The organism is Vibrio sp. 2033 (assembly GCF_033339735.1).
This window is the reverse complement of record NZ_JAWOVC010000862.1, coordinates 1-514: the sequence shown is the minus strand read 5'-3', so window position 1 is coordinate 514 and position 514 is coordinate 1. Positions and strand designations below refer to the sequence as shown.

General features: G+C 52.1%; 1 protein-coding gene. It reads left to right on the top strand.

Annotated features, from left to right (window positions below; genetic code table 11):
- The coding region (locus R7P74_RS29510; protein ID WP_318124311.1) for a glucoamylase family protein at positions 1 to 407 on the top strand (407 nt) is incomplete at its 5' end.
- Positions 408 to 514 lie beyond the last annotated feature (107 nt).

The window sequence follows — 514 nt, the reverse complement described above, 5'->3', positions numbered from 1 at the left end:
CCGAGGTTCTGAGCCGCGAATTTCCCGAATATTCTGTCAATGTCTGGGGTCTGACATCATCGGACAGCCAAAATGGTTACGTTGACTGGGGAGCGCCGCCGCGCGACGGCAGGATTGACGGCACAGTAGTTCCTTGTGCCGCTGCTGGTTCGCTGATGTTTACCCCAAAAGAATCTCTGGCCGCATTAAGGGAAATGAAATCCCGCTTTGGCGGGAGCGTTTACGGGCGGTATGGTTTCGCGGACGCTTTCAACCCGCATACCGGCTGGGTTAATCGCGATGTTATTGGCATAGATGTCGGTATTACGCTTCTAAGCGCGGAGAACCTGCTATCGGGCAAGGTCTGGTATTGGTTTATGCAAAATGAGCCGGTCAGGCGTGCAATGGCCGCAGTTCAGCTCTATTGATGATTTTGTGTTAAATTACTCTGGCCGGATTTGAATTTGCTTCCGGTCTCGATTTTATGCCGCTTTTGGAAATGCGAAACATCGTCAAGGAGTTTCCGGGCGTCAGG